The 18,462-nt window shown below is 70.6% G+C and carries 17 protein-coding genes, 1 tRNA gene, 1 pseudogene and 1 riboswitch; of the genes and pseudogenes, 9 read left to right on the top strand and 10 right to left on the bottom strand.

Going from position 1 to position 18,462, the window contains the following annotated elements; genetic code table 11:
* Positions 1-251 precede the first annotated feature (251 nt).
* Positions 252-899 carry a TetR family transcriptional regulator gene (locus DRB89_RS31145; RefSeq protein ID WP_112451115.1) on the top strand — a complete coding sequence of 216 codons (648 nt, stop codon included), beginning with the start codon at positions 252-254 and terminating at the stop codon, positions 897-899.
* A 75-nt stretch (positions 900-974) separates the two neighbouring features.
* Here the strand turns inward: DRB89_RS31145 and DRB89_RS31150 are convergent, their stop codons facing one another.
* The 3 genes from DRB89_RS31150 to DRB89_RS43270 form a co-directional block, all read right to left on the bottom strand.
* Complete coding sequence (locus DRB89_RS31150) at positions 975-1,460, bottom strand: nitroreductase family deazaflavin-dependent oxidoreductase (protein WP_112451114.1); 486 nt, start codon at positions 1,458-1,460, stop codon at positions 975-977.
* Positions 1,460-2,659 carry an acyl-CoA dehydrogenase family protein gene (locus DRB89_RS31155; RefSeq protein WP_112451113.1) on the bottom strand — a complete coding sequence of 400 codons (1,200 nt, stop codon included), beginning with the start codon at positions 2,657-2,659 and terminating at the stop codon, positions 1,460-1,462. Before DRB89_RS31155 ends, DRB89_RS31150 begins: the two co-directional genes overlap by 1 nt.
* Before the next feature lie 120 nt (positions 2,660-2,779).
* Positions 2,780-2,944: a hypothetical protein gene (locus DRB89_RS43270; protein ID WP_162688802.1), complete on the bottom strand. Its 165-nt coding sequence runs from the start codon at positions 2,942-2,944 to the stop codon at positions 2,780-2,782.
* On the opposite strand from DRB89_RS43270, the gene DRB89_RS31165 reads away from it, so the two are divergent.
* From DRB89_RS31165 to DRB89_RS31185, 5 genes and pseudogenes are all read left to right on the top strand, one after another.
* A complete protein-coding gene (locus DRB89_RS31165) occupies positions 2,928-4,220 on the top strand; it encodes an acetyl-CoA acetyltransferase (RefSeq protein WP_239516414.1) in 1,293 nt (430 codons plus the stop codon). The genes DRB89_RS43270 and DRB89_RS31165 overlap by 17 nt on opposite strands.
* 164 nt (positions 4,221-4,384) lie before the next feature.
* On the top strand, positions 4,385-4,732 hold the full coding sequence (locus DRB89_RS31170; protein WP_112452407.1) for a CU044_2847 family protein: 348 nt from the start codon (positions 4,385-4,387) through the stop codon (positions 4,730-4,732).
* A 4-nt stretch (positions 4,733-4,736) separates the two neighbouring features.
* Complete coding sequence (locus tag DRB89_RS31175; RefSeq protein WP_239516415.1) at positions 4,737-8,927, top strand: trypsin-like peptidase domain-containing protein; 4,191 nt, start codon at positions 4,737-4,739, stop codon at positions 8,925-8,927.
* Positions 8,924-9,559 (top strand): annotated as a pseudogene (locus DRB89_RS31180) (pyridoxal 5'-phosphate synthase); the annotation flags it as partial. The gene DRB89_RS31175 and the pseudogene DRB89_RS31180, both read left to right, overlap by 4 nt.
* 203 nt (positions 9,560-9,762) lie before the next feature.
* On the top strand, positions 9,763-12,003 hold the full coding sequence (locus DRB89_RS31185) for a transglycosylase domain-containing protein (RefSeq protein WP_112449873.1): 2,241 nt from the start codon (positions 9,763-9,765) through the stop codon (positions 12,001-12,003).
* Between the two features lie 40 nt (positions 12,004-12,043).
* Here the strand turns inward: DRB89_RS31185 and DRB89_RS31190 are convergent, their stop codons facing one another.
* The 3 genes from DRB89_RS31190 to DRB89_RS31200 all read right to left on the bottom strand — a co-directional run bounded on the left by DRB89_RS31190 (position 12,044) and on the right by DRB89_RS31200 (position 13,249).
* Positions 12,044-12,364, bottom strand: coding sequence for a multidrug efflux SMR transporter (locus DRB89_RS31190; protein WP_112449872.1), 321 nt, complete (start codon positions 12,362-12,364; stop codon positions 12,044-12,046).
* A 31-nt stretch (positions 12,365-12,395) separates the two neighbouring features.
* A riboswitch (guanidine-III (ykkC-III) riboswitch) is annotated at positions 12,396-12,465 on the bottom strand.
* A 75-nt stretch (positions 12,466-12,540) separates the two neighbouring features.
* On the bottom strand, positions 12,541-12,885 hold the full coding sequence (locus DRB89_RS31195) for a co-chaperone GroES (protein ID WP_204357783.1): 345 nt from the start codon (positions 12,883-12,885) through the stop codon (positions 12,541-12,543).
* 46 nt (positions 12,886-12,931) lie between these two features.
* Positions 12,932-13,249: a DUF3618 domain-containing protein gene (locus DRB89_RS31200; RefSeq protein WP_112449871.1), complete on the bottom strand. Its 318-nt coding sequence runs from the start codon at positions 13,247-13,249 to the stop codon at positions 12,932-12,934.
* Between the two features lie 123 nt (positions 13,250-13,372).
* Between DRB89_RS31200 and bcp the strand changes: the two genes are divergently transcribed.
* Together bcp and DRB89_RS31210 are read left to right on the top strand one after the other, a co-directional pair.
* On the top strand, positions 13,373-13,840 hold the full coding sequence (gene bcp, locus DRB89_RS31205; protein ID WP_112449870.1) for a thioredoxin-dependent thiol peroxidase: 468 nt from the start codon (positions 13,373-13,375) through the stop codon (positions 13,838-13,840).
* Positions 13,841-14,030: 190 nt separating this feature from the next.
* Positions 14,031-14,113 (top strand) — tRNA-Leu (locus DRB89_RS31210).
* Positions 14,114-14,175: 62 nt separating this feature from the next.
* Here the strand turns inward: DRB89_RS31210 and rdgB are convergent.
* From rdgB to DRB89_RS31230, 4 genes are all read right to left on the bottom strand, one after another.
* Positions 14,176-14,805: an RdgB/HAM1 family non-canonical purine NTP pyrophosphatase gene (gene rdgB, locus DRB89_RS31215; RefSeq protein WP_112449869.1), complete on the bottom strand. Its 630-nt coding sequence runs from the start codon at positions 14,803-14,805 to the stop codon at positions 14,176-14,178.
* Between the two features lie 92 nt (positions 14,806-14,897).
* The gene (locus tag DRB89_RS31220; protein ID WP_112449868.1) at positions 14,898-15,284 is read right to left on the bottom strand and encodes a hypothetical protein; all 387 of its coding nucleotides are present in this window, start codon (positions 15,282-15,284) and stop codon (positions 14,898-14,900) included.
* A gap of 187 nt (positions 15,285-15,471) precedes the next feature.
* Positions 15,472-16,203 (bottom strand): ribonuclease PH, encoded by a 732-nt coding sequence (gene rph, locus DRB89_RS31225; protein WP_112449867.1) that lies wholly within the window; start codon positions 16,201-16,203, stop codon positions 15,472-15,474.
* Positions 16,204-16,332: 129 nt separating this feature from the next.
* Positions 16,333-16,680 carry a PTS glucose/sucrose transporter subunit IIB gene (locus tag DRB89_RS31230; RefSeq protein ID WP_275431979.1) on the bottom strand — a complete coding sequence of 116 codons (348 nt, stop codon included), beginning with the start codon at positions 16,678-16,680 and terminating at the stop codon, positions 16,333-16,335.
* 164 nt (positions 16,681-16,844) lie between these two features.
* Between DRB89_RS31230 and DRB89_RS31235 the strand changes: the two genes are divergently transcribed.
* Positions 16,845-18,146 carry a PTS transporter subunit EIIC gene (locus DRB89_RS31235; protein ID WP_112449865.1) on the top strand — a complete coding sequence of 434 codons (1,302 nt, stop codon included), beginning with the start codon at positions 16,845-16,847 and terminating at the stop codon, positions 18,144-18,146.
* Positions 18,147-18,462 lie beyond the last annotated feature (316 nt).

An 18,462-nucleotide genomic window follows, 5' to 3' on the forward strand; every position in this document is an offset into this window, starting at 1 on the left:
TGTGCGCCCCGCCGTACCCGCCCAGCCGTGCACCTCCGGATCATGATGTGCCCGAAAACTTGTCCACAGCCTGTTGATAAGACTATTCGGGGGATAGGGACTCAAGTCGGATGGCGCGCCCGTGGGGCCCGCCCGGCCGAAAGCGGCCGCCCGCCGCTGCCGGGAGGGGGGTACGCCCAGGCCAGGTACCCCGTAACCCCATTTGCAGGCGGCCGAATAGCGCGCCGATCCCCCCTCGGTAAGCTGACGGCATGACAGGACAAGTACGCACCGTCGACGGCCGCGTTGCCGGCCGGCGCGGTCAGGCGACGAGGCAGAAGCTGCTCGACTGCCTCAGCGAGATGCTCAGCTCCTCGCCGTACCGCGACGTCAAAGTGATCGACGTCGCCCGCAAGGCCGGTACCTCCCCCGCGACCTTCTACCAGTACTTCCCGGACGTCGAGGGCGCCGTCCTGGAGATCGCCGAGCGCATGGCCAACGAGGGTGCGCAGCTGACCTCGTTGGTCGAGGGACGCGCGTGGGTCGGGAAGGCGGGGTGGGCCGCGGCCGAAGAACTGGTCGAGGGGTTCCTGGACTTCTGGCGGCGCAACGACGCGATCCTGCGGGTCGTCGACCTCGGCGCGGCGGAGGGCGACAAGCGGTTCTACAAGATCCGCATGAAGATCCTCAACTCCGTCACCAACTCCCTCACGGAGTCGATGAAGGACCTCCAGGCCAAGGGCAAGGTGGACAAGGACGTCAGCCCTGCCGCGATGGCCGGCTCGCTGGTCGCGATGCTGGCCGCGGTCGCCTCGCACCAGAAGGGCTTCCAGACCTGGGGCGTCAAGCAGGCCGAGCTGAAGCCGAACCTGGCGCTCCTGGTCCACCTCGGCATCACGGGCAAGAAGCCCACGAAGTGAGCGGCGGACCCCCACCGGGTCCGCCGCCCTCGGCGGCCTGTGCCGCCGTCAGCCCCTACGGGACCTCCGCCGCGATCAGCGACGCTCCAGGCGGAACAACCGGATCTCGCGCTCGATGCGCGCCTGGTACGTCGCGTACGGCGGCCAGAACTTCAACGCGGCCTGCCAGGCGGCCGCGCGCTCCTCGCCCGCCAGCAGGCGGGCGCGCACGGCGATGTTGGTGCCCTTCCAACTGACGTCCGCGTCAGGGTTCTTGAGCAGGTTCGCGGTCCATGCCGGGTGTCCGGGGCGGCCGAAGTTGGAGCCGATCAACAGCCAGCTCACACCGTCCTGCTCCGGCATGCACGCGAGCGGGGTGGTGCGCGGGGCGCCGGTCTTGGCTCCCTTGGCGGTGAGGATCACGCCGGGGAGCATCTGGGCGCTGAGGATGACCTTGCCGCGGGTCAGCTTGTGCACCGCCTTGTCCATGGCGGGGATGACGTGCGGTGCGATTTTGGCGAACAGCAGGGTCGAGGAGACCTTCTGCATCAGTTTGACGCCGACGCCGGCGGACACAGCCATCAGACGGCCACCTTCTCGTTCCGTGGGGCGGGGGTGAACAGGCCGGCGGCGTCCGCGGCGTGGGCGCGCAGCCGGTGGACGGGACCGAAGAGCAGTTCGTCGGCGGCCGCCCGCTTGAAGTAGAGGTGGGCGTCGTGCTCCCAGGTGAAGCCGATGCCGCCGTGCAGCTGGATCGCCTCGCCGGCGGTGGTCCGCAGGGCTTCCAGGGCCTGGGCGAGGGCGAGGCCGCCCTGGTGCGGGTCCCAGGCGGCGTAGTAGGCGGCCGAGCGGGCCGCCTGGACCTGTACGTAGAGGTCGGCGAGCCGGTGTTTGACGGCCTGGAACGAGCCGATGGCCCGGCCGAACTGCTCGCGCTGCTGTACGTACTCCACAGTGCGGGCGAGTGCCTGCCCGGCCGCGCCGACCGCCTCCGCGGCCAGGACGGCGGCGGCGCCGCGGCCGGCTGCGGCGAGGGCGCCGAGCACGTCCGCTCCGGCGTCCGGGCCGCCGCCACCGAGCAGTTCGGCTTCGACGTCCCTCAGCTGGACGCGGCCCTGCGGCCGGGTCTCGTCGAGGGTGGCCTGCCGGGCCCGTACGAGGCCGGGCGCGTCCTCCCGTACGAGGAAGAGCAGGGTGCGGCTGCGGGCGAAGCCCCCCGTGTGCGCGGCGACGAGCAGCAGGGCTGCGCTGTGCCCGTCGAGCACCTGGGCGACCTCCCCGTAGAGCCGCCAGCCGCCGTCCACGGCGCGGGCCTGCACGCCTCCGGCGCGGCCTCCGCCGGCCCAGTCGCCGCGGACGTCGTCCGAGGTGAGCGCGAGGGCGGTGGCGAGGGCCGGGCCGGGGACGGCGAGGGCGGCGGTGAGGCCGCCGGCCGCGAGCGGCGGGAGCAGGGTGGAGCGCTGGGTTCCGGTGCCCAGGGCGGTGACCAGCGGCGCGGCGAGCACGGCGGTGGCCAGCAGCGGCGAGGGCAGCAGCACCCGCCCGGTCTCCTCGCAGGCCAGGGCGAGGTCGGCGGGGGTGCAGCCGACACCGCCGTACTCCTCGGCCACGGCGATGCCCGGCAGTCCGAGCTGCTGGGCGAGCTGCTGCCACAGCTCGCGGTCGTGTCCGGCGGCGGTGCGGACGGCGGCCTTGACCTCGTCCGGGCCGCAGCGTTTGCCCAGGATCTCGCGCAGGGTACGGCGCATCTCGTCCTGCTCCGCGGTGAAGGCGGCATCCATCGTCGGGCTCCTCCCCGTATCTGACGGGCCGTCATGTTAGGGCGGGTGGCGCCAGATGCACAGGGGGCGGGGCGCTTCAGTGCGCGGGCGCCGCCACATGGGCTAGAAACTGACTGCCCGTCAGATGTACCGTCGGGCCATGCCCGGACCCATGCCCCCGGCAGCTCCGCCCTCCGCGTCCAGGGCGTCGGCGTCGGCGCCTGGCCCGTCGACGGCGTCGGCGTCGGCGTCGGGCCCGTCCACGGCGTCGGCGTCGGCGTCGGCGTCCATGCCTGGCCCGTCCACGGCGTCGGCGTCGGCGTCGGCGTCGGAGTCGGAGTCGGCGTCGGTCCCATCCACGGCCCACCGGACCGCGCCGGGCCTGTCCACGGCCCGCCGGACCACGCCCGGTCCGCCCACGCCCCGCCGCCGGGTCGCCGTCGTCGGCGTCGCCCTCTCGGACTGCGGCCGGGTCGACGGGCCCACCCCGTACGCCCTGCACGCACAGGCCGCCCGCCGCGCGCTGGCCGACTCCGGCCTCGACCGCTCGGTCATCGACGGCTTCGCCTCGGCCGGCCTCGGCATCCTCGCGCCCGTCGAAGTGGCCGAGTACCTGGGCCTGCGCCCCACCTGGGTCGACTCCACCTCCGTCGGCGGCTCCACCTGGGAGGTCATGGCCGCCCACGCGGCGGACGCCATCGCCGCCGGCCACGCCAACGCGGTCCTCCTCGTCTACGGATCCACCGCGCGCGCCGACATCAAGGCCCGCCGCCGGACCTCGAACCTCTCCTTCGGCGCGCGGGGACCCCTGCAGTTCGAGGTCCCGTACGGGCACACGCTGGTCTCCAAGTACGCGATGGCCGCGCGGCGCCACATGCACGAGTACGGCACGACACTGGAACAGCTCGCCGAAGTCGCCGTCCAGGCACGGGCCAACGCGGCCACCAACCCGGACGCGATGTTCCGCGACCCGATCACGGTGGACGACGTCCTGTCCTCGGGCATGATCGCGGACCCCTTCACGAAGCTGAACTGCTGCATCCGCTCGGACGGCGGCTGCGCGGTGCTGCTGGCGGCGGAGGACTACGTACCGGACACCGCGAAGGAGCCGGTCTGGATCCTGGGCTCGGGCACCTCGGTCTCGCACACCACGATGTCGGAGTGGGAGGACTTCACGGTCTCCCCGGCGGCGGTCTCGGGCCGCCAGGCCTTCGCCCGCGCGGGACTCACCCCCGCGGACGTGGATCTGGCCGAGATCTACGACGCCTTCACCTATATGACCCTGGTCACCCTGGAGGACCTCGGCTTCTGCGCGAAGGGCGAGGGCGGGGCCTTCGTCGAGAAGGGCCGCCTCCTGCGGGACGGCGAACTCCCGGTCAACACGGACGGCGGCGGCCTCTCGGCCTGCCATCCCGGCATGCGCGGGCTGTTCCTGCTGGTCGAGGCGGTACGCCAGCTGCGCGGCGAGGCGGGCGAAGGCCAGGTCCGCAAACCCGACGGCGCCCTCCCCCGGGTAGCCCTCGCCTCGGGCACGGGCGGCTGGTTCTGCTCGTCGGGAACGGTGATCTTGGGCCGGGGATGACCCTGCCGCTCTCGGGATGCGGTATGCACCGGATGGGGTGATGATCAAGTGAGGCGGCGCCGTGCCCTCGAGGCCGGCGAGGGGTTTCCCGTCCGCCCTGGTGCCGCGATATGGGCGGCGTTTTCGACGCACTCGACGCCGGGCTTCCTCACCGAGGAGGATCCGTGACACATCTGGCTCGGATTCCGCTGGAAGGCGGGGGCTCCCTCCTGGTCGAAGCTCCGGCCACGGCTCAGGGGCCTGTGAAGGCAGGGCGCGTCGGCGACGCCATTCGCGACCTGCCGGGAAATCTGCAAGAGGCCCTCGGCTCGGTCGCCGAGGCATCGCGCGCCACGCTCGACCAGCTGCGCAAAGCCGGCCCTGACGGGATCACGATCGAGTTCGGCGTCGACCTCGCGGTCGAGGCCGGCGCCGTGATCACCAAGAGCAGCCTCAACTCCCACTTGAAGGTCACCATGATGTGGGCGAAGGACCGTCCCGGGCGTCCCGGTGCCGACGGGCCCGAGGACTGATCCCGTGAACACCACTGGGAACGGTGGCAACGGCGGCAACGGCCCGAACGGTGACCGCCCCTCCGGGCTGCCCTTCGCCGTCGCCCAGATCCTCGGACCGGACGACGAGGTGGCCGGGGCCGGATTCCTGGTCACCGAGGACATCCTGGCCACCTGCGCGCACGTCGTACGAGCCGCCGGCAGCGGGCCCGGCGAGACCGTGCGGCTGCTCTTCCCACACGTGGACGGCGCGCCCGGGGCGGAGGCTCTCGTCCTGGAAGAGCCGTGGCGTGACCCGGAGGCCCAAGACGTGGCCATGCTGCGCCTGAGCGGTACGTCGAACTGGCCGGCGCCGTTGGCGCTGGGTTCGGCGGCGGGCTGCGGGGGTCACCGGGTCCGCTCGTTCGGGTTCCCCGCCCAGGCTCCGCCGGGCGGTCACTACGGCTACGGCGCGGCCGGGGACCTGCTGCCGGCCACCGAGAACAGGGGTGTCCATCTGCAGCTGACCGGCGCGAACGACCTGACCACCGGATTCAGCGGCGGGCCGGTCGTGGACGAGGGGACCGGCCTGGTCATCGGCATGGTCACCGAGATCACCACCCCCGACGAGAACGAGCGGGGGCAGGAGATCGCCTATGTCACCCCCACGCAGGTACTGCGCGAGGTGTGGCCCGAGCTGACCGAGCAGGACGTGTGCCCCTACCGGGGACTGGAGTCGTTCACCGCGGAACACGCCCAGTGGTTCGAGGGCCGCAAGGACGCGGTGCGGCAGGTACTGGCGAACCTGGCCGAGCAGCGGGTCACCCTGCTGCTCGGGCCCTCCGGCTCGGGCAAATCCTCCCTGGTCCAGGCCGGTGTCCTGCCCGCCCTCGCCGCGGGCGAACTGCCGGGCAGCGACATGTGGTCGTCCGTGCTCGTCCGGCCGAGGCAGGACCTGCTCGCCGAGCTGGAGCGTGCCGGACTGCTCGGGGCGGACAGCGACGGGATCGCCGCAGCCGTGACCCACAAACTCGCCGCCGAACCGGGCTGTCAGCGCCTCGTACTGATCGTCGACCAGTTCGAAGAGTTCTTCACCCAGCCCTCCACCGGCCGGCAACTGGAACGCCGTCTGGCCGCCACGGAGCAGATCACCACCGCGGTCAGATCACACGCCGCGCTCTCCGTGATCCTGATCATGCGCGACGACTTCTACCCTCAGCAGGCCGCCCTGGCACCCAAGCTGCTGGAAGCCGCGATGCCAGGACTCCTCAACATCCCGGGCACCCTGAGCCAGGAGGATCTGCACGACATCATCACCCGGCCCGCCGAGAACGCGGGCGCCCACTTCGAGCTCGGGCTGCCCGAGCAGATCATCACCGACGTCCTGGCCACCACACCCGAGGGCACCACGACCCGCTGCGCGCCGGTCACCGTACTGCCCCTGCTGGAGCTGGCACTCAGCCAGCTGTGGCAAAGGCGCAAGGACGGATACCTCACGCACGACGCCTACCAGCGCATCGGCCAAGTCACCGGAAGCCTGACCACCTGGTGCGAAACCGCCCTCACCCAGCTGCCTCCCGACCGCTTGCCCATCGCCCAGCGCATCCTGACCTCCCTGGTGCACTCGGCCGATCCCCACCGCAACATCCCCGCCGTCCGTGAGCAGGTCCCCTTGCACGACCTGCGCGACCTGGCAGCCGACGTCAGCGGGGGAAGCGACAGCGGCAAAGACATCGACGAGGTCCTCGCCACCCTCACCGGTCATCGCATCATCACCACCCACACACCCCGCGTCTCCCTGGTCCACAACACCCCTCCCGCTCTGCCGGTTGCCGAACTGATCCATGACGCACTCATCCGCGACTGGGCCACCCTGCGCGAATGGGTCAGGCAGGATCACCGCTTCCAGGAGTGGCTCGACAACGCCCGCGCGTGGCAGGCCCGCTATGCCGAAGGCAACCACCCCGGAGACCTGCTCGGCGGAACAGCGCTCGCGGAAGGCCTGGAATGGTCCCAGCAGCGCCGACTGCCGGGCGACATCGCCGCCTTCCTCACCGCCAGCAAGGAACACCAACAGGCCGCCATCCGGCGCAGCAGACGCCTCAACGCGATCCTGGCCTCCCTCCTCGTCCTCGCGCTCATCGCCGCGGGAGGAGCCGTCTGGCAGTGGCGGGCAGTCATCAACGAGGAGAACGAAGCCCTCTCCCGCCAGCTCGCCGGCCAGTCCAGCATGCTCATCGGCACCAGCCCCGACCTCGCCTCGCTCCTGGCCATCCGGGCCTTCCGCACCAATGGCACGTCCGAGTCCGAGGAAGGCCTGCGGAACGCCGCGGCCCTCCCACTACAGCGACGCTTGGACGGCCACACCGCCGAGTTGCGCTCGGTGGCGTTCAGCCCCGACGGAACCACCCTCGCCACCAGTAGCAACGACGGCAGCGCGCTGCTCTGGGACGTGAAGACAGGCAAGACCGTCGGCGAGCCGCTGGAACACGACACCAAGGTGGGATCCGCGGTATTCAGCCCCGACGGAGACACACTCGCCACCAGCAGCGAGGACGGCACCGCACAGCTGTGGACCGTGGAAACCGGCAAGCGCCGCGGCGACCCGATGGAACATGCCTCCTGGGTCAACCAGGTGGCGTTCAGCCCCGACGGAACCATCCTCGCCACCGCCGGCGACGACGGCAAAGCGCAGCTGTGGAACGTGGAAACCGGCACGCGCCGCGGCAACCCCATGGAACACACCGACTCGGTGTGGTCGCTGGCGTTCAACCCCAACGGACGCACCCTCGTCACCGGCACCCACGACGGCGCCGCGCTGCTGTGGGACGTGAAAACGGGCAAGACCCTCGGCAAGCCGATGGAACACGCCGGAACGGTGTATTCAGTGGCGTTCAGTCCCGACGGACACACCCTGGCAACCGGCAGCGTCGACGCCAACGTGGTGCTGTGGGACGTGGAAACCGGCAAGAAGCGCATCTTGGTGGGCCACACCGACGCGGTGTATTCGATGGCGTTCAGCCCCGACGGACGCGCCCTCGCCACCGGCGGCGCCGACAACAGCGTGGTGCTCTGGGACGTGAAAACCGGCGCGATCCTCACTGTCCTGGCCGGCCACACCGCCATTGTGCGTTCGGTGGCGTTCAGCCCCGACGGAACCACCCTCGCCACCGGCAGCGACGACACCACCGTGCGACTGTGGGACGTGGGCACCGTCGACACCCTGGCCGACGACACCCAGGCCGTGGTCTCGGTGGCGTTCAGCCCCGACGGAACCACCCTCGCCACCGGCAGCTACGACGGCACAACGCGACTCTGGGACGTGACAACCGGCAAGGCCCGCGAACCCCTGACCGGTCACACGGACAGCGTGAACTCGGTGGCGTTCAGCCCCGACGGAACCACCCTCGCCACCGGCAGCAACGACAACACCGCGCGGCTGTGGGACATGGACACCGGCAAGGCCCGCGAACCCCTGACCCATCACACGGACTGGGTGACCTCAGTCGCATTCAGCCCCGACGGAACCACCCTGGCCACCGGCAGCCGCGACGCCACAGCGCAGCTGTGGAACGCCGAAACCGGCACGAAACTCAGTGTATCGATGGAACACATCGGGACGGTGAGCTCGATGGCGTTCAGTCCCGACGGACGCATCCTCGCCACCGGCAGCACCGACAACACCGCTCGGCTGTGGGACGTGGACACCGGCGCACTGATGGACACCCTGACGGGCCACACCGGACCAGTGGGCTCGGTGGCGTTCAGCCCCGACGGATCCACCCTCGCCACCGGCAGCAACGACAACACCGCGTGGCTGTGGGACATGGACACCGGCGATGGTCGCACCCTCCCCGGCCACATCGGATGGGTGAACTCGGTGGCGTTCAGCTCCGACGGAACGCTCGCCACCAGTAGCGCCGACACCACTGTGCGGCTGTGGGATGCGGAAAAGGGCAAGACCCTCGCCACCCTGCCCCAGTCCGACGTGCTGTTTTCGGCGGTGTTCAGCCCCGACGGATCCACTCTCGCCATCGGCAGCAACAACGGCACCGTCCGGCTGCACCACCTCGACCTGCACGACGACCCCGAGGATGCGATCGACGACATCTGCCGGGCCATCAACCGCGACCTCGGCGAGGAGGAACGGACGGCATACCTGTCCGGTCAATCCGCCGGCACCGCGTGCCCAGCGCCTGAGCCGGCCCCGCCGCCCGGGGCTAGGCTCGCGCCATGACCAGCGAGACCGCACCCGACGACGACTTCCACACCACTCTGCACTCCCTGCGCGTCTGGGACGGCCCGCTGCCCTCCTTCGACCCGGCCACCGCGCCGGCGGAGCCGCTGGCGCTCTTCCGGGAGTGGTTCACGCACGCCGCCAAGGCGGGGCAGCCCGAGCCGCACACGATGAGCCTGGCGACGGTGGACGCGGACGGGCGGCCCGACGTACGGACGCTGATGCTGCACGACGCCGACGAGCGCGGCTGGCACTTCGCCTCGCACTCCACCAGCCGGAAGGGGCGGCAGCTGGCCGGGCAGCCGGAGGCCGCGCTGGGCTTCTACTGGCCGTCCGTGGCCCGCCAGATCCGTATCCGGGGCCGGGTCACGGCGTGCGACGCGGCGGAGAGCCGGGCCGACCTGGCGGTCCGCTCGCGCGGCGCGCTCGCGGCGGCGCTGACGGGCCGGCAGAGCGAGGTGCTGTCCTCCCCGGAGGAGCTGGCCCGCGCCTCGGCGGCGTCCTGGGACCAGGCGGGCACGGAGCCGGACGCCCCGGCGCCGACGTGGACCCGGTACGTGCTCGCCCCCACCGAGGTCGAGTTCTTCCAGGGCGACGCCACCCGCCGCCACACCCGCCTCCGCTACACCCGCACCCCCACCGCCAACACGTCTACACAGGTTGGTTCGTCGGCGGCGTCAGAGGTGTATAGGGGACAGCCCCCGGACCGGCGGGGAGCCCCGAGGACGCGAAGAAGGCGGAGAGGACGGAGAAGACGGACAAGCAGCGGGCGAAGGCGGCGAAGAAGGCCAAGCGCAAGCGCACCGGCTGGCGCCGGGCCCTGCCCACCTGGCGCATGGTCCTGGGCGGCCTCCTGTTGATCGCCCTGCTGGGCGGCGGCGCCCTGGTCGCCGGCTACCTGCTGGTCGACATCCCGCCCGCCAACGCGGCCGCCGTCGCGCAGTCCAACCTCTACCTCTACTCCGACGGCACCCAGCTCGCCCGCGACGGCGAGGTCAACCGCGTCAACGTGCCGCTCTCCCAGATCCCCCGGACCGTCCAGGAGGCCGTTCTGGCAGCCGAGGACCGCGACTTCCACTCCGAACGGGCCGTGGACCCCGCCGCGATGCTCCGCGCCGCCTGGAACACCGCCACCGGCAAGGGCACCCAGTCCGGCTCGACCATCACCCAGCAGTACGTCAAGAACTACTACCTGGGCCAGGAGCAGACGATCAAGCGGAAGGTGAAGGAGTTCTTTATCGCGATCAAGCTCGGTCGCGAGAAGTCGAAGGACTACATCCTCGAGGGGTACCTGAACACCAGCTACTTCGGCCGCAACGCCTACGGCATCCAGGCCGCCTCCCAGGCCTACTACGGCAAGGACGTCGGCAAGCTCGACACCGCCGAGGGCGCCTACCTCGCCACCCTCCTCAACTCCCCCAGCGCCTTCGACGTCGTCTCCCACCCCCAGGGCCGCGCACGCGCCCTCGCCCGCTGGAACTACGTACTCGACGGCATGGTCAAGAAGGGCTGGATGACGCCCGCCGAACGCGCGGCCACCCGCTTCCCCGAGCCCGGCAAGGTCCGCCCGGCCGCCGGACTGTCCGGGCAGCGCGGCTACCTCGTCGAGGCCATCAAGGACTACATCGTCGAGAACAAGATCCTCGACGACAAGACCCTCGCCGAGGGCGGCTACCGCATCACCACGACCATCGACAAGAGCCGCCAGACCGCCATCGTCGACGCCGTCAACGACAAGATGGTCAGCAAGCTCGACCCCGAGAAGCGCAAGGCGGACCGCGTCGTGCGCACCGGCGCCGTCTCCATCGACCCGGCCACCGGCAAGGTCGTCGCCATGTACGGCGGCATCGACTACACCAAGCAGTTCGTCAACAACGCCACCCGGCACGACTTCCAAGTGGCCTCCACCTTCAAGCCGTTCGTCTTCGCCTCCGCCGTGCAGAACAACTCCCGCACCCAGGACGGCCGCACGATCACCCCGTTCACGATCTACAACGGCGACAACAAGCGGCGCGTCGTCGGCACCCGCATCCCCTACGCCCCGGAGAACGAGGGGCAGATCAGCTACGGCAACATCACCGTCAACACCGCCACCGACCTCTCCGTCAACGCCGTCTTCGCCCAGATGGTCGTCGACGTCGGCACCGACAAGGTCAAGCAGACCGCCATCGCCCTCGGCGTCCCCGAGAGCACCCCGAACTTCGACGCGGGACCGGCCATGGCACTGGGCACCATGCAGGCCAGCGTCCTGGACATGACCCAGGCCTACGCGACCCTCGCCGACCACGGCCGCCACACCCCGCACACCTTCCTGGAGAAGATCACCAAGGCGGACGACACCGTTCCGCTCCCGCACCGCGAACCGACCCAGGCCGTCAGCCGCGAAGCCGCCGACACCACCACGTCCATGCTGGTCAGCGTCGTGGACAACGGCACCGGCACGGCCGCCCTCGCCGCCGGCCACCCGGCCGCGGGCAAGACGGGGACCGGCGAACTGGACCGCTCGGCCTGGTTCGCCGCGTACACCCCGGACCTGGTCACGGTCGTCTCGATGATGGGCCAGGACCCGGACACCGGCAGCCTGGAATCCCTCTACGGAGCGCTCGGCGAGGCCCGCATCGGGGGCGGCGGCTACCCGGCCCGGATCTGGGCGCAGTACACGAAGACGGCCCTGGCCGACAGCGACCCGGAGGACTTCGACCTGGAGCTCATGCCGGGCGCCAACCTGCCTCCGGCGCCGCCGGTGAACCCGAACCCGCCCGAGGAGACCCCGGGCGAGCGCCCCTCGGGCCGGCCCGACCGCCCGACGCCGACCCCGCCGACGGGCGGGCAGACGAACGGCGGCCAGGACACGGGCGGGCAGAACAACGGAGGCCAGACGAACGGGGGTCAGACGAACGGCGGCCAGACGAACGGCGGTCAGACCACCGGCGGTCAGACCACGGGGGGCCAGACGAACGGCGGTCAGACGAACGGCGGCCAGACCACCGGGGGCCAGAACGACGGCGGCGCCACGGGCGGCAACCGCGGCGGCGCCACCGAGGGCCTGCGCCCGCCGGCGGACCTGGTGGAATAGCGCGGGCGGGGGTCCACGGACCCCCGCCCGTGCCGCGGGCTCAGTGGCCGGAGGTCATCTTCAGGCCGACGACGGCGACCAGCAGCAGGGCGATGAAGAAGATCCGGGCGGCGGTGACGGGCTCCCCCAACACCGCCATGCCGAGCACCGCCGCACCGGCGGCGCCGATGCCGACCCACACGCCGTACGCCGTACCGATCGGCAGGGTCTTCGCGGCGTACGACAGCAGCACCATGCTGGTCACGATGCCGGCGCCCGTGAACAGGCTCGGCCAGAGCCGGGTGAACCCCTCGGTGAACTTCATGCCGATCGACCAGCCGACTTCGACCACACCGGCGATGACGAGCAGAACCCAGGCCATGACAGGCACCTCCAGAACGAGAGCGGAACGGGGTGCGTCGTCTTGTCGTTCCCGGTACGGCGCGTCTCGTCGGGGGTTCCCCACCACCGTAGCAAAAACGCACGAAAAGGGCCGGTGACGGTGGTCACCGGCCCTTCTCGATCTTGGAATCCAAGGATCCGCGTACTCCGCCGAACCTAGAGGTAGAGCCCGGTGGAGTCGTCCGACCCCTCCAGCCGCTCGGCGGCCACGGCGTGCAGGTCCCGCTCGCGCATCAGCACGTACGTCGCCCCGCGCACTTCCACCTCGGCCCGGTCCTCGGGGTCGTAGAGCACCCGGTCCCCCGGCTCGACCGTCCGTACGTTCTGCCCGACCGCGACCACGACGGCCCAGGCCAGCCGCTTGCCGACCGCCGCCGTCGCGGGGATCAGGATGCCGCCGCCCGAGCGCCGCTCGCCCTCCGGCGAGTCGGACTTCACGAGCACGCGGTCGTGGAGCATGCGGATGGGCAGCTTGTCGTGGGTGGTGGTGTTCTCGCTCACGCCCCGAACCTACCCGCCCGCGCCCGCCCCGCACCCCCCACGCGCATCAGCGCTTGCGCCGCGCCGACACGACGAGCAGGCCCACGACACCGATCGCGAGCAGGGCCACCGGCAGGATCCGCTCGACGCGCGGGGCGCCGTCTTCGTGCCGCAGCCCGTCGCGGGCGTCGGTGACGAGGCGGTTCACCGTCGCCACGGCACGGCCGACGGTGTGGTCGACGGTGCCGATCACCTTCGCCTTGGCGTCCCCGATGATCGTCTGGGGGTGCATGCGCACACCGATCTCGTCGAGCGTCTCGGCGAGCTGCTCGCGGCGGCGGACGATGTCCGCCTCGATCTGTGCGGGGGTCCTGGCTTCCGGCACCGCGCTGCCTCCGTCGTCGTGGTCGGGTCGGGTCCGTCGTAGGGGGCATCGCCCACCACGAACAGTCTGTCAGCAGCTTAGTCTCGAGACCGTACCGATCCCCTCTTGAGGAGACTGTTGAAGATGAGCGAGCGACTTGAGCCGGGCGACGCCGCCCCCGCCTTCACCCTGCCCGACGCGGACGGCAACGAGGTCTCGCTCGCCGACCACAAGGGCCGCAAAGTGATCGTGTACTTCTACCCGGCCGCGCTGACGCCGGGCTGCACGAAGCAGGCGTGCGATTTCACGGACAACCTGGCGGTACTGGCCACGGCGGGCTACGACGTCATCGGCGTCTCCCCCGACAAGCCGGAGAAGCTGGCGAAGTTCCGCGAGCAGGAGCACCTGAAGGTCACCCTGGTCGGGGATCCCTCGAAGGAGGTCCTGACGGCTTACGGGGCGTTCGGCGAGAAGAAGCTGTACGGCAAGACGGTCACCGGGGTCATCCGCTCCACGGTGGTCGTCGACGAGGAGGGCAAGGTCGAGCGCGCCTTCTACAACGTCAAGGCGACGGGCCACGTAGCCAAGATCATCAAGGACCTGGGCATCTGACCCCGGCCCGCCCCGACGGAGCGGGCCCGATCCGTCGGGGCCGCATCCCAACGCCGCATCCCAACGGCCGTGCGGCAACGGACGCCTGGCGCCGGAATCACCCACGGAAGCCTGTCGCCCGCGAACCCCGGACCGCCGTACACTGATCGGCAGCCGGTCGAGCCCGATGTTGGAATTTGACCGGTTATGAGCGGCCTTGGCGGAACGGTAGACGCCTTGCGTTTAGGTCGCAATGGGAGTAATCCCGTGAGGGTTCGAATCCCTCAGGCCGCACAGCCCGATGAACCGAAGGCCCGACTCACAGAGTCGGGCCTTCGGTGTGTCCGGGGCCGGGCTCAGCCCAGCAGTTCCCGGATCGCCGGGACCAGGGCGCGGAAGGCCTGGCCCCGGTGGGAGATGGCGTTCTTCTGCGCCGGTGTGAGTTCCGCGCAGGTGCGGGTGTCGCCGGCCGGCTGGAGGATCGGGTCGTAGCCGAAGCCGCCCGTACCCGACGGGGCGTGGCGCAGGCTGCCCAGGAGGCGGCCTTCGACCACGCGTTCCGTGCCGTCCGGGAGGGCGAGGGCGGCCGCGCAGAAGAAGTGGGCGCCGCGGTGGGCGTCGTCGATGTCGCCGAGCTGGGCCAGGAGGAGCGCCAGGTTCGCGGCGTCGTCGCCGTGGGAGCCGGCCCAGCGGGCCGAGAAGATGCCCGGGGCGCCGTTCAGCACGTCCACGCAGAGGCCCGAGTCGTCGGCGACGGCCGGCAGGCCGGTGGCCTGGGCCAGGGCGTGGGCCTTGAGGAGCGCGTTCTCGGCGAAGGTGACGCCGGTCTCCTTGACGTCCGGGATCTCCGGGTACGCGTCCGCGCCGACCAGCTCGTGCGGCAGGCCGGCGTCGGACAGGATCGAGCGGAGCTCGGAGACCTTGCCCGCGTTGCGGGTGGCCAGGACGAGGAGGTTGGGCGCGGGAGTCGGCGTCGAGGTCGTCATGGCCCCATTATCCGGCCCCCGGTCCGGGCCCCCGCCAGGGCGGCGGGGCTCCCCGGTCGGCGTCGGCCCGGTCGGCGTCGGCCCGGTCGGCGTCAGCCCGGGGTGCAGACCTTCGAGATCTCCTTGGCCGCGTCAGCGACCGGGGTGATGTCCGGGGCGGTGTTGCCGCCCTCCAGGGAGGTGCGGACGTTCTGGACGGCCGTGTTCATCGAGGAGATGGCCTTGCTCAGGTCGGCGTTGTCCGTCTGGTCGCCGACCTTCTTGAGGTTCGCCTCGATCGAGTTGAGCGCGTTCTGGGCCTCCTGCGGGCTGTTGCCGGCCTGCGAGACCGCCTGCTGGAGGTCGTTCGCGCCGTCCGTGATGGCGACCGCCGTGTTCGCGCAGTCCATCGCCGTCGAGATGGCGTCGCAGGAGGTGATCGCGGGTATGGCGAGCGCCGCGGTCAGGGCGACGGCGGCAAGGCGGTACTTCGACTTCACTTCGGCCCCCAGGGTGAGTCTGATGTGTGGACGCGTCCCGGCACGGGTGCCGGGACACGGACGTGGACACGGACGTGGACGGGTGCACGGCTTCGACGCCGTGCACCCGTACCCCGTGAGACGCAGCGACGCGCCCCGCGGTTGCCGATCGGGCCCGGACAGGGCCCCGCTCGGGCCCGGACAGGGTCTAGAGCGAGAGCTCCAGGGCGCTCAGCTGGAGGGCCTCGAGGTCGGCGCAGCCGCCGGCGGCCAGGTCGAGGAGGGCGTTGAGCTCCTTGCGGTCGAAGGGCTCGCCCTCGGCGGTGCCCTGGACCTCGACGAAGCGGCCGTCGCCGGTGCAGACCACGTTCATGTCGGTCTCGGCGCGCACGTCCTCCTCGTAGCAGAGGTCGAGGAGCGGGACGCCGTCGACGATGCCGACGCTGACGGCGGCGACGGTGCCGGTCAGGGGCTTGCGGCCGGCCTTGATCAGCTTCTTCTGCTGGCCCCAGGCGATGGCGTCGGCCAGGGCCACGTAGGCGCCGGTGATGGCGGCGGTGCGGGTGCCGCCGTCGGCCTGGAGGACGTCGCAGTCCAGCACGATGGTGTTCTCGCCGAGCGCCTTGTAGTCGATGACGGCGCGCAGCGAGCGGCCGATCAGGCGGGAGATCTCGTGGGTGCGGCCGCCGATCTTGCCGCGTACGGATTCGCGGTCGCCGCGGGTGTTGGTGGCGCGGGGCAGCATCGAGTACTCGGAGGTGACCCAGCCCTCACCGCTGCCCTTGCGCCAGCGCGGGACGCCTTCGCTGAAGGAGGCGGTGCAGAAGACCTTGGTGTCCCCGAAGGAGACGAGGACGGAGCCCTCCGCGTGCTTGCTCCATCCGCGTTCGATGGTGACCGGGCGGAGCTGTTCGGGCGTACGGCCGTCGATGCGAGACATGGGAGCGAGCCTAGCCGGTGCGGGGGGCCGGGAAGCACCCCGTCGCGAGCGCGAGAAGACCCCGTCCGGGTGCGTCCGGGCGGGGTCTTGTCGTACGTACGGGTGTGGGGGCGAGCCGGTGGGCTCAGCTCACATCATGTCTTCGATGTCAGCGGCGATCGGGTCGGCGTCGGTGCCGATGACGACCTGGATCGCGGTGCCCATCTTGACGACGCCGTGGGCGCCGGCGGCCTTCAGCGCTGCCTCGTCGACCTTGCTGGGGTCGATGACCTCGGTGCGCAGGCGGGTGATGCAGCCTTCGACCTCTTCGATGTTCTCGATGCCGCCGAGCCCGGCGACGATCTTCTCAGCCTTGGTGGCCATGTGTTTCTCCCTGAGTTCTACGAAGAACGAGTCTCGGCGGCCGCCGTTGCCTGTCGGCCGGCGGATGGTGCGAACTGACCGGCCGGCGTGGTCCGCTTGGTCACGGTAACTCACGATTGGCCCAGCTACACGAGCAAATGCCCGCCATCTGCCGAATGATGACGATCAGCATCTACCTGCCCTCGGGCGGGTGAAATGCGACCGCGACACAAGTGGTCTACACCAGTGTGCCGCAAGTGTCGCGACTGCCAAAAACGGGCCGGTCAGGGAGGACGCGGATGAGCGCGAGCAGCGCGGCAGCAGTGCCACAGACGAAGTGGTGGAACGGCTTGTTCCAAGGGCTGCAGAAGATGGGGCGGAGCCTCCAGCTGCCGATCGCCGTGCTGCCGGCGGCGGGCATCTTGAACCGGCTGGGCCAGGACGACGTGTTCGGCAAGGACGGCCTGGGCTGGACGGACGTCGCCAAGGTCATGGCGTCCGCGGGCGGGGCCCTGCTCGACGCCGACCTCGGCCTGCCGCTGCTCTTCTGCATCGGCGTCGCGATCGGACTGGCCAAGAAGGCGGACGGCTCGACCGCACTCGCGGCGGCAGTCGGCTTCCTCGTCTACCGCAGCGTGCTGCGCGCCTTCCCCAAGTCCTGCCCGGAGGGCACCAAGGACATCAAGGGCGCCTGCCTGGGGGCGGGCGACGCCTTCGTCGCGTACACCTACCAGAATCCGGGGGTCTTCGGCGGCATCATCATGGGCCTGCTGGCCGCCTGGTTCTGGCAGCGCTACCACCGCGTCAAGCTGGTCGACTGGCTCGGCTTCTTCAACGGCCGCCGCCTGGTCCCCATCATCATGACCTTCATCGCGATCGCCTTCGCCGTGCTGTGCCTGTGGATCTGGCCGCCGATCGGCAACGCGCTGGAGAGCTTCTCGGACTGGCTGGTGGGCCTGGGGTCGGTGGGCGCGGGCATCTTCGGCATCGCGAACCGCGCACTGCTGGTGATCGGCCTGCACCAGTTCCTGAACGTGCCGGTGTGGTTCCAGTTCGGCAGCTACACCAAGCCGGACGGCCAGACCGTGCACGGCGACATCCCGATGTTCCTGGCGGGAGACCCGAACGCCGGGCAGTTCCTCTCCGGCTTCTTCCCCATCATGATGTTCGCCCTGCCGGCGGCGGCGCTGGCGATGACCCACTGCGCGAAGCCGGCGCGCCGCAAGGAGGTCGGCGGCCTGATGCTGTCGGTCGGCCTGACCTCCTTCGTCACCGGCATCACCGAGCCGCTGGAGTACTCCTTCCTCTTCCTGGCGCCGGCGCTGTACGCGGTCCACGCGGTGCTGACGGGCGTGTCGATGGCGGTGACGTGGGCCCTCGGGGTCCACGACGGCTTCAGCTTCTCGGCGGGACTGATCGACTACGTCATCAACTGGAGCCTGGCGACGAAGCCCTGGATGATCATTCCGATCGGACTCTGCTTCGCGGTCGTCTACTACGCCGTCTTCCGCTTCGCGATCACCAAGTGGGACATCAAGACGCCCGGCCGTGAGTCGGACGAGGAGATCGCGGTGATGCAGGCGGAGAACACCAAGGCCTGAGCGGGGGGCGGACCGAAGCCTCGGCGAAGAGCCGCCGAAGCCCTGCCGAAAGGCCCGTCCGGCACCTGCCGAACGCCCCGTACGGAGTGCCAAAAGCCCTGATCAGGGCAGTCAGATGAGTGTCGAAGGCCCTCGGACCCACAGGTCCGAGGGCCTTTGCGTTGTATGCCCCGATGTGTCCTCCCCCACGGAATTGGTGGGTTCCTTACCCAGACCTCACGTGCTAAAACTGGTCTACACCACTGAGTGGTTTAGACCACGTGGGCCTTTCGGCCCCGAGGTCCTCCCCTTTCCTGAGACGCCGCCGCCCCCTTTT

Source organism: Streptomyces sp. ICC4 (assembly GCF_003287915.1).
Lineage (GTDB): Bacteria > Actinomycetota > Actinomycetes > Streptomycetales > Streptomycetaceae > Streptomyces > Streptomyces tritrimontium.

Excerpts from the sequence above, each read along its gene's own strand:
- DRB89_RS31145 (WP_112451115.1), top strand. The coding sequence starts at position 252 with ATGACAGGACAAGTACGCACCGTCGACGGCCGCGTTGCCGGCCGGCGC.
- DRB89_RS31165 (WP_239516414.1), top strand. The coding sequence starts at position 2,928 with ATGCCTGGCCCGTCCACGGCGTCGGCGTCGGCGTCGGCGTCGGAGTCG.
- bcp (WP_112449870.1), top strand. The coding sequence starts at position 13,373 with ATGAGCGAGCGACTTGAGCCGGGCGACGCCGCCCCCGCCTTCACCCTG.
- rph (WP_112449867.1), bottom strand. The coding sequence starts at position 16,203 with ATGTCTCGCATCGACGGCCGTACGCCCGAACAGCTCCGCCCGGTCACC.
- DRB89_RS31150 (WP_112451114.1), bottom strand. The coding sequence starts at position 1,460 with ATGGCTGTGTCCGCCGGCGTCGGCGTCAAACTGATGCAGAAGGTCTCC.
- rdgB (WP_112449869.1), bottom strand. The coding sequence starts at position 14,805 with ATGACGACCTCGACGCCGACTCCCGCGCCCAACCTCCTCGTCCTGGCC.
- DRB89_RS31235 (WP_112449865.1), top strand. The coding sequence starts at position 16,845 with ATGAGCGCGAGCAGCGCGGCAGCAGTGCCACAGACGAAGTGGTGGAAC.
- DRB89_RS31190 (WP_112449872.1), bottom strand. The coding sequence starts at position 12,364 with ATGGCCTGGGTTCTGCTCGTCATCGCCGGTGTGGTCGAAGTCGGCTGG.
- DRB89_RS31155 (WP_112451113.1), bottom strand. The coding sequence starts at position 2,659 with ATGGATGCCGCCTTCACCGCGGAGCAGGACGAGATGCGCCGTACCCTG.
- DRB89_RS31185 (WP_112449873.1), top strand. The coding sequence starts at position 9,763 with ATGGTCCTGGGCGGCCTCCTGTTGATCGCCCTGCTGGGCGGCGGCGCC.